The 10,483-nt window shown below is 45.9% G+C and carries 4 protein-coding genes; 1 reads left to right on the top strand and 3 read right to left on the bottom strand.

What is annotated here, in order from left to right; genetic code table 11:
* Window positions 1–61: 61 nt before the first annotated feature.
* Window positions 62–5,632, top strand: a complete 5,571-nt coding sequence (locus ACTHY5_RS07980) for a helicase-related protein (protein WP_441878475.1) — start codon at window positions 62–64, stop codon at window positions 5,630–5,632.
* A gap of 47 nt (window positions 5,633–5,679) precedes the next feature.
* Here the strand turns inward: ACTHY5_RS07980 and ACTHY5_RS07975 are convergent, their stop codons facing one another.
* The 3 genes from ACTHY5_RS07975 to ACTHY5_RS07965 form a co-directional block, all read right to left on the bottom strand.
* Window positions 5,680–8,175: a DEAD/DEAH box helicase family protein gene (locus tag ACTHY5_RS07975; protein WP_441878473.1), complete on the bottom strand. Its 2,496-nt coding sequence runs from the start codon at window positions 8,173–8,175 to the stop codon at window positions 5,680–5,682.
* A gap of 3 nt (window positions 8,176–8,178) precedes the next feature.
* Window positions 8,179–8,757, bottom strand: coding sequence for a class I SAM-dependent methyltransferase (locus tag ACTHY5_RS07970; protein WP_441878471.1), 579 nt, complete (start codon window positions 8,755–8,757; stop codon window positions 8,179–8,181).
* A gap of 122 nt (window positions 8,758–8,879) precedes the next feature.
* Window positions 8,880–10,274 (bottom strand): MBL fold metallo-hydrolase RNA specificity domain-containing protein, encoded by a 1,395-nt coding sequence (locus tag ACTHY5_RS07965; RefSeq protein WP_441878469.1) that lies wholly within the window; start codon window positions 10,272–10,274, stop codon window positions 8,880–8,882.
* Window positions 10,275–10,483: the final 209 nt, after the last annotated feature.

The following is a 10,483-nucleotide window of genomic DNA, read 5'->3' as shown; positions in this document are numbered from 1 at the left end:
GGTGCTCTCTCGTGAGTTACTAAGGCAAGAGCCAGCTCCAATTTTAGTAACGAATGGCACTATGCTTGAATATATGATGGTGCGCCAAGTTGATGCACCTATTGTTGAAATCTCTCGTCAGCAAAAATCATTACGTTGGATTGTGCTAGATGAAGCGCACACTTATGTAGGTTCTCAGGCTGCCGAGTTGGCGTTACAGCTGCGCCGTGTGTTACATGCTTTTGGTGTGGAAGCTAAAGATGTTCGCTTTGTGGCAACCTCTGCAACTATCGCTGACGATGATGCAGAGCAGCAGCTTAAAAAATTCCTCTCTGATTTAACGGGCGTATCTCCAGAACAGATTGAAGTGATCGGTGGCCAACGCCAAGTCCCTAAACTTACAGCTGTTGCAGGTGAATCACTTGCCTTAGAAGGCATTGAGGCAATGGATGTTGACGAATCGACAGAGGTGTCGCCCGAGCGTTTTCAAGCTTTAGTTAACTCTCGTGAGGCGCGTGCACTTCGCCACGTATTGGTAAATGCTAAAAAACCGCTGCAGTTAAATGAAATTACCAGGTTGATGAGCGTGGAAACAGGGGCTGAACGTTTAAGCCAGCAAGCCGCGCTACGTTGGCTAGATGTGGCATCCGGTACTAAGCCAACAGAAGATGACGCAGCTTTTCTTAAGTTAAGAGCCCACTTTTTTCAACGTATGACTCAAGGGCTGTGGTGTTGTGTTGATCCTAAGTGCTCGGCAAAACAAGGTACGGCACTTAAAGCGGTTTGGCCTTATGGCAATGTTTATGTAAACCAACGCCAGCGCTGTAATTGTGGCTCTTTGGTATTAGAGCTGAGCTTTTGCCAAGAATGTAATGAGCCTCATTTACTGGCCCGTGATAAGCAAGGCTCATTGATTCAGTGGGATTCATCAGGCGACGATGAGTTTTCTTTGCAGCATGAGGCTAGTGAAGAACAAGATAAAACAGAAATTGTAGATCTCAGTAGCACAGTGCAATGGCCGTTAATGCTGGCAGCCACTCATCAAGCTACCGATTGTTATGTACCCATTAATATAGATAAAGTTAATGGTGAGTTTTTGGGCGCAACGGGTGAACGAGTGACGTTAAAATTGCTAGACGGAGGTAATGCTAAGCCAGCTTGTGCCAACTGTAATTTCAGCGGTTACAATCATGGCTTCCCTTTGCGCCGAGCACTTTTGGGCGCGCCTTTTTATGTGGCTAACGCCGTACCTACTATCTTGGAATACTGCCCCGACCACGAGCCTGAACCAGGTGACAAGGTAGGGCCACAAATGCTACCAGGACGTGGTCGAAAACTGATTACCTTTACTGATAGTCGCCAAGGTGCTGCACGTATGGCGGTGCGTATGCAACAGGAAGCTGAGCGTTCGCGGTTGCGTGGATTGGTCATAGAGGTATTACGACAAGCTCAAAGTAAACAGCCTGAAGTACAATTGCCTAATGATGGTACATCCCCCGAAACACTTTTGACCCAAGCAGCAGGATTCCGTCAAGATGGTATGGATGACGTTGCCAATATGTTGGAAGAAAAAGCCCGCTTGCTTCAGTCTGGTACTAAACCCCTTACACTAGCCACTTTAGACTGGCAAGAAGTGGCGAAAGGATTAGCTCAGAAATCGGATATTTATGGCGCCATTTTAAGTTATAATTTTTACTTGAGCCCTGAAGTATTTGATAAAGACTCTGGGCCTTACAAGTTATCTGAAATGCTCTTATTCCGTGAATTTATGCGTAGACCTAAACGACAGAACAGCCTTGAAACTCAAGGCTTAGTTAAAGTCAGCTATCAAGGATTAGAGTTGATTAACACAGTGCCTGAATCCTGGGCGGCTCGTGATCTGACTTTGGATGATTGGCTAGATTTCCTCAAGGTTTCGTTGGATTTTCATGTTCGAGAAAACTCATATATTCAACTAGAAGCCAGCTGGCGCGATTGGATTGGTTCACGTTTTTCTTCTAAATATCTACGAACGCCGAAGTCAGAAGAAGAAGATGAGATGCGTGTTAAGCGCTGGCCGCAAATAAGAAAGGGCCGTGCCGGAAATCGCTTGATCAAACTGCTGTTACTAGGCGCCAACCTTGACCCTAAATCTCCCGACGATGTTGATACCGTTAATCTTTGGCTTAATGCAGCTTGGTTAGATTTAACCCAGCGCGGACAGGTACTCAAGTCGGATGGTAATCAGTTTTATTTGCCACGAGAAAATTTGACCTTCTCTTTTAGCGACAAAGCATATATTTGCCCCGTTACCCATAAATTGATCGACACTACCTTCAAGGGGCTAACGCCTTACCTGCCGGGTCATATGGACTTTGCCTCATTGACTGAAGATGATAAAAAATCATATCAGTGTGAGTCAATTGAGCTGCCTACCGTATGGCAGTTTGGTGCGGAACAAGAAGATTACCAACTAGGGTTGGCTAAAGTTCGAGAACAAGTTAAAGATGATGGGAATGTTCAAGCGTTACGATCTCAAAACCTCTGGACGGATATTAACGACCGAGCAGTTGAAGGCGGATTTTACTATCGCACGGCCGAGCACTCAGCCCAGCAATCTGCTGAACGATTGGACTCTTATGAGAACCAGTTTAAAAAAGGAAAAATTAACGTACTCAACTGCTCTACCACCATGGAAATGGGGGTAGATATCGGCGGTGTTTCAGCGGTAGTGATGAATAACGTGCCGCCACACCCTGCTAACTATTTGCAGCGAGCTGGCCGAGCAGGGCGTAGTAAAGAGTCTCGCGCTCTTGCCTACACGCTGTGTAAATCAAACCCTCATGACAAACAGGTGTTTGCAAACCCATCTTGGCCGTTTGAAACTGTAATCCCTGCACCCAGTGTGGCGTTAAATTCTGTACGCTTGGTACAACGTCACGTTAACTCTTTACTGCTATCTATCTTTTTAAGAGAAAAAGTAGGCAGAACCACGAAAGAAAAAACCTCACTGAATGCTGAGTGGTTCTACCTTGGTGATGACTCGATATGCGCCAAGTTTATCAACTGGCTTAGCTTTTCTGATCTTGACTGTGATTCAGCCGTTAAGATATTGGTAAAAGGCACGGCACTGGCGTCTCATTCACCGAGCTTATTGCGCGAGGCTGCCATTGAAAAAATTACCGAGCTAAGAAACTATTGGCTCAAAGAGTACGAGTTCCTTCAAGCAGAGCTCAGTACGGCTCAGGACGACACTCCTTTTAGCTATCGTTTAAAGATGGAACTGACTCGATTGTGTGGAGAGTACTTATTACGGGACTTGGCCGCTAAAACTTTCTTGCCAGGCTACGGGTTTCCGACCGATGTGGTGAACTTCGATAATAATAATATCGAAGATTTTATTCGCTTTAACAAAAGCCCCCGTAAAGAAAAAGAGGATCGTGAAGATAATATTTCTCGTTACCGTGGCTTGCCTTCCCGCAACTTAGCCATTGCCATCAGAGAGTATGCGCCCGGAGCGGAAATTGTCTTGGATGGCCGTGTATTTCGCTCCGCTGGTGTATCACTGCACTGGCATAATGTGTCTGATACCTCTGGCCACGAAGCGCAAAAGTTTGATTTAGCATGGCGCTGTGATCACTGTGGTCAAACGGGTTATGAAACCAGTGTGCAGACCAATATTGGTGATCTGTGTTGCAGTAATATTAAGTGCCAGCAACCGATCAAGGGGGGTAATACTAGGAAAGTATTACAACCGTCAGGCTTTGCTACCGATTTTTACCAATCGCCAACCAACGATATTAATCACCAAAGATATATACAAGTTCAGCCAGCTTGGGTGTCGGTAAAGAGTGATTATCATCCGCTACCTAATTCACTACTTGGCTCTATGGCTTATGGCGCCGATGGTCATGTTTTTCATCATAGCTCCGGTGATTCTGGCACCGGTTATGCGTTATGTATGAGCTGTGGTCGAGCCGAGTCATTAGATAAAAATGGCGATTTCCCTAAGACTCTATCGCCAGATAAAGATCATTTTCCTTTAAGAGCCAGCAAATCAGATAAAGATAGCAGTGGACACCGCTTACCCTGTGAAGGCTCGGCACGCTTGATGCCAAGTGTGCACCTTGGTTTTCAGGCAAGAACAGATGTGTTCGAACTTATTCTGCGCCATCCACAAACTCATGAATATCTTCCTGAGCAAGATGAGCAATCCAAGATCACAGCCGTTACCTTAGCGGTAGCGCTACGCTCTGCACTAGCAGGCATATTGGGTATTTCTACTTCTGAATTGGGTTATGCCACGCGGCCAATGAAGCTAGAAAGTGGTCATGGAGTGACTGTCTTACAGCTTTTTGATGTGATCAGCGGGGGGGCAGGGTTCGCCTCTAGCGCTGCTCTTCATATTGAAGACCTGCTGGCTAAGATGGTAGATAACTTGCACTGCACGCATTGTGAGACTTCTTGTAGTGAATGTTTATTAGACTCTCAAAGCCGTCATGATCATGACAAGCTTGATCGCACCATCGCTCTAAATTGGTTAGGAAATGACTTTAAACGATTCATTGGTTTACCAGAGAATGAACAATTACTTGAAAAAGGTCGTTATTATCCCGGCACTATTGAAGAAGTATTCAGAGAGCAAGTGAATAAAGGTGCTGACCGTTTATTCGTGTGGCTGAAAGGCGATTTCCGAGACTGGGATTTGATGGCGCCTCAGTTTCGTAGAGTTATTGAAGGTTACCTAATACAGAACAACGTTAAAGTAGAGCTGGTATTACCCGTAGGAGATATTTATGCAGATATTCGACAAGACTTGCTGCACTTTGTGCTGTTAGGCGCAACGCTTCATACCGCGACTCAGAATAACTCAGCAGTCTTAGCACAGCTTTTTAATGGTCATGACATTATTACTGTGGCTTGCTCTGAGTCACTCTCGTCTGTGCCAGATGAAAACTGGCATCAATCTAGAGGTATAGTTGTCACTAGTACTAGTGAAGCTAAGTATGCATTACAGCCGATTAGTACCAGTGATTGGTCTCAGTCGGTGTTGATAGGCAGTACCCAGCTCGAAGTGACAGAACAGTTTAATGGTATCGCCAAAGAGTTTGGCGATAGGTTCTGGACACATCTTCAAGAAAATAATGCAGAACTGAAGCAGCTTTTACTCAACGATACCATTGAGAGCATTCATTACACGGATCGTTACCTGCAAAACCCTGCATCCTTGATATTGCTTGGTGATATGTTGCTTCCGCTCTGCAAAGATAGTCAGGCAAGAGTTACGATTGAAACTTCATTTAAGAATAAGGACAGAACAGGGCACCTGCTTTTTCATGACTGGGATTGTGAGGATGAATTCAAGAAAGCTTACTTAACCTTGTTTAAACATTTGCATGAAGTCGATCTTGAATTGACAGTGCATCATTCTAATGAGCATATTGCGCACAGAAGAAGGCTAACGCTAACCTTCCAGTCGGGTAAGCAGGTTTTAATAAGACTAGATCAAGGAGTTGGGTATTGGCGTCTTAAGTTTAATAACTGGGGGCTGCAAAAATTCGACTTCTCTCAAGCTCTGCCACAGCAGATGATTGAGGTAATTAAGGCACGAGAGATAGCAGAAATATCAAACAGCAGTGACTGGTCAACTGATATCGTTTGTACTATAAACTGATATAAGCCCTTCATACCTAGGTGTGTGGGGCTATATTTTTTCAGGCTTTACTTATAGCGCTCTTTCCTGCGCCTATACTCCGCTAGTCGCAAATTGACTAACTCTTGCATCATTTGGTGTAAGGTGTTTAATTCTTGTTCGGGAAAGCTAAAGTCGGGCGTGAAGCGTTCGTTGTCTCTGCTAAACCAATATTTAGCGGTTTTGTTTTGGGCAGAGGTAGATATCTCGTAACCTTGACTGGTTTCGGCCACTTTTTGGTTGCTGTCTATATTACTACTATGGTTAATCGGATTATTTTTCCAATAACTTAACCAAGCTTTTGAGTCTGCTGTCATTGCTTGTTGCTTAGGCGCTAAGTCGAGTTGGAGTAGATCGGGGTGGCGCTCTAGCACATAGCGCGATTGTTCGGCCAATGCTTGTAACCTAGGTGGCTTTTGCAGGCCGTCTAGTTCTAGCAAGGCTTGTAGCAAGATAACTTTAAAGCTTTTAGTGAGTGTGGTCGTTTCAATACCGGTCAGTAAGAAGTCTCTAAGTTTATCTAATACCACCACTTCTGATGGTGTTAAGTCTTGTTCGGTGTGTACTAATTCAAACCAGCTACCGTGTTGTTTGCGCAATTTACTAAAATCGAAACCTGCCTGAAAAGCCTGAACTGCTGTGGGCCTGTGACCTAACTGATCTTTTAGGCGGCGATAATCATCAACTACTTTAACGCGGCCACCGTAACGCAGTTTGTCCATTAACGGCAGTAACTGCGGTTCTAAATTAATAAAGCAGCCTTCCGGTAAACGTGCTGTTGTTAAGCTCTGCTCATTGGGTTCCACTTGAGTGACTTCACGCAGTAGTTCTGGCTTAAATAAACAGGCTTTATGGTTGCCTACTAAGTCGACCACCACTAGGTGTGTTTTGCCAGCGCACAATCTTAAGCCTCGGCCTAACTGCTGTAAAAAGACAATGCGTGACTCAGTGGGACGCAGCATTAATAAGGTGTCTATAGCGGGTAAGTCGGTGCCTTCGTTAAACAAATCGACTGAGAAAATAACCTCTAAGGTGCCACTTTCTAATTCACTGAGTGCTTGGTTACGAGGTTTGGTCGATCCTGCATAGACGGCGGCGGCGTTAATACCTGCCTCGTTAAAAATGCGCGCCATAAAGTCGGCATGGCGAGTAGAAATACAAAACGCTAAGGTGCGACTTTGTTTAAACTCTTGCCATTTATTTAACGCATGTTTAGCGCGCTTTTTGCTGGCAAAAGCGGCATCGAGTGCATCGGGATCAAAGCGGCCATTGCGCCATGGGATCTCGTCGTAATTAATAAATTCGTCATACACACCTTGGTAGATAAAAGGCACCAAGTGTTTATCGACAATGGCGTCACGCAGGCCGCGCTCAAATACTAAATTATCGTCACATAAGGCGAGTATGTCGGCTTGGTCAGTACGGTCTGGCGTAGCGGTGAGGCCAAGTAAGAAACGCGGACGAAAGTGATCTAGTAGCTTACGATAAGTTGGTGCTGTGGCATGGTGAAATTCATCAATAATGATGTAATCAAAGTGATCTTGAGCAAACTGCTGTAAATGGTCGGCTCGGCCCAAGGTTTGAACTGACGCAAACAGCCAGTCTGCTTGTTGTTGCTGTTGGCCATTATATAAGCCGGTATGAGCCTTGGGGTTCATGCGGATAAAGGTTGCTTGGGCTTGGCGAATTATTTCGTCACGATGAGCGACAAATAACAGTCTTTTAGCGTTAAGTTGACGGGCGTCAAACGCGGCCAGCCAAGTTTTGCCAAGACCGGTAGCCATCACCACTAAACCGCGTTTAAAACCAAACTTGCGAGTATCATTTAAGGCTATTAGTGCTTGTTCTTGCACCGCATTTGGCAGTGGTGTTTCATCTAGGACTTCGTCATCAGTAATTTGATCGCCTGTGATCACACGTAAGTGGGTTAAAGGGCTTTGCTGATAACGTTCAAAATAGTGATCAATCCATTCATGCGTTAACGGCACAACACGCACATCTTGTGCTAATTGCTGCATCTGTGTTTGTAGAGCAAGTAAGCTGATGGCCGCAGAGCTGTGTGGTTCGGCATCTACGGTGAGTTGCCAGTTCCATTCCAGAGAGTTAGTTAATGCGGCCTTAGAGATATTACTTGAACCCACCAAGCCCAAGCCTTGTAAACGCTGGCGGCTGTGCTGTTGGATGAACAAATAGGATTTAAGATGAAAGCCCGCCTGACTCGCGCTTTGATAAACCTTAACTTCAGCGCCGCGTTCAGCCAATAGCATCATTTCACGTAGCGCCACTGGCTCGGTCACATCCAAATAATCCGAGGTAATAATATTAAGTGTTACTCCACGCTTACGAGCCTCAAATAAAGCGTCATGTAAGAGTCGCCAGCCACTATGGCGAATAAATGATACTGCAATGGTAATTTGACTGTGTGCGGCAGTATTATTAATGGCCGTTAATAAGGTCGGTAATAACGGCTGATTAAAGCTCGGATCTTGCAGGCTGCCGCCGGTGAGTAGCTGAGGAGCACTCATGTGTTAAGCCTTCCTTAATAACACGTTCAACCAACGCTCGTGTTCGCGACCTTGGCGTAAGTCGCCGGTTTGCCAGTGTTCGATAATGCTTAGTGGCAGATCCTTGATTAACTCATTTAAACCGGCTTCATCTACATTGGTAAAGTGACGACCATCTCGGCTTACTTCATCTTGTCCGTACTTAAACGAGCAGTAAAACACACCGTTTGGTTTAAGCTGTGCGGCCAAGTGCGCCATTACCTTATTTAGCTCTACACGAGGAACATGCAGCAATGATGCGCAAGCCCAAATAGCATCGACGGGTTCGATAGGCGTGAACTGCTCGAATCGACATTGGCTAATTGCTAAACCTGTGTGCTGCTCGGCGAGGTTAACTAAAGCAGGGCTGGCATCAAAAGCGAGCACCTTAAAGCCAAGATTAGTAAAATACAGACTATCGCGCCCCGAGCCACAACCGGCATCGACTATGCTGCCGCCTTTAGGTACATAAGGCAAAAAGCGCTGATACAGCGGGCTCATATCCACATTAATAGTGCCGTGATAGAAAGGCTCAGCTTGCTGTTGGTAATAGTCTATAGACATGGTTGGCTTGGCATTGGTTATTAATAAAATAGCGATAGTAGCTACTCTACCAGACTCATGGTGAGCTTTCTTTGATCTTGTCGATCTTGGCATTGCTTAAAAGCATTCGGCTTTGTGTCTTTCTAAGGAATTAACACCTCGGTATTAGGCAATGCGGCGGTGAGTTTTTGCTGCAATGTGGCTTTGGCGTTGTGTTCGCCGTGGATCAGGCGGATTTGTTTGGGGGCTGGGGTGATGTCTGTCGCAAAGCGTATTAAGTCGTCTTGCCCTGCGTGAGCTGAGTAGCCGCTGACTTGGTGCACTTTGGCGTTAATGGTGTATCGGGTGCCGTCGAGTGCCACCCAGCCGGCTTTTTGTGTTGCGGCTTGGGGGGCTGAAAAGTGAGGGCCGTATTCTAAAATGTCGCGCCCAGGTGTGCCCTCAGCTTGATAACCGACAAACAATACGTCGTTGCGGCTGTCTTCTAATAAGGCTTTTAAGTAATTAACCACGCGGCCACCGGTGCACATGCCTGAGCCGGCCAATACAATAAACGGTTTGTGGGTGTTGGCCAGGTATTGTACGGCTTTTATATGATCTTGGTGGCTATTAACCACAGTCACTTGCTGAAACGATAACGGGTGGCGACCTGCTTGTAATCGTGCCTTGGCTTCGTTATTCCAATAGGGTTTTAGCTTGCGATATAGCCGCGTAAAGTTAGCCGCTAAGGGTGAATCAACAACTACCTCTAACTCTTGCCACGGTAAGCCGGGGGCGGCGGCATCGTTGGCAAACTCACTAATTAAGCCTTCTATTTCATATAATAAATCTTGTGTTCGGCCTAAGCTAAATGCGGGAATGAGCAAGGTTCCCCCATCGGCAAGGGCATGCTCTATGGCTTCTTTTAGGCGTAACCGCCTGTCTGCTCGGTTGTCGTGAATCTTATCGCCGTAGGTACTTTCTAGTACTAATACGTCACAACACTCTGGTGAGATGGGAGCCATGAGTAACGGGGAGTGGGGCGCGCCTAAGTCGCCACTAAACACCACGCGCTGATGGGGTGTTGTACATTCTACATAGGCTGAGCCCAATATGTGCCCGGCGCGCTGTAAGCGTATTTCTATTTCTGTATTAGCAATGCTTTGCCACTCGTTATAGGGCAGGGGGCGCAAGCGTGATTTGAGTAATTTAAGGACTTTGTTAATCAGCTTTTTATTGCGGGTAAAGCCAATTTTTAGCGCATCTTCTAACATGGCGGGTAGCAGCAATGCCGTGGGCTGAGAGCAATAAATAGGGCCTTTAAAACCGGCCATTAATAAGTAAGGCAGTCGACCGGTGTGGTCAATATGCACATGGGTGATCACCAGCGCTTTAATGTGGTCGATGGCAAAGTCGATAGCGAGATCGTCGCGCTGCTCTTTACCTTGAAACAAGCCGCAATCTATTAGAATACCCGTGCCATTAATTTGTAACTCGTGGCACGAACCGGTAACACCTTGCACTGCACCGTGATGCAATATGACTGTTTGCTGTTTCATCCGTTGTTGCTCCCACTGCGCTGGCTAAGGCAGATGTGCCTAATAAATCTGCTGCTATTGAGTCCAATATAGTTAACACCAAGCTGAAGGCAATGTTGAATGCTAAATTTTGAATGTTTAATTAGATTTAAAAGAGCTAAATAACTTGTTAAGATTGACATCCTCCCCTCCCTAAAGGAAGGGGATTCCTACCGCTAGACGGCGATGCC

It is taken from the genome of Oceanisphaera sp. (genome assembly GCF_052084945.1).
Classification (GTDB): Bacteria; Pseudomonadota; Gammaproteobacteria; order Enterobacterales; family Aeromonadaceae; genus Oceanimonas.
Note: the sequence above shows the minus strand (reverse complement) of the source record. Positions and strands in the feature narration are given on the sequence as shown.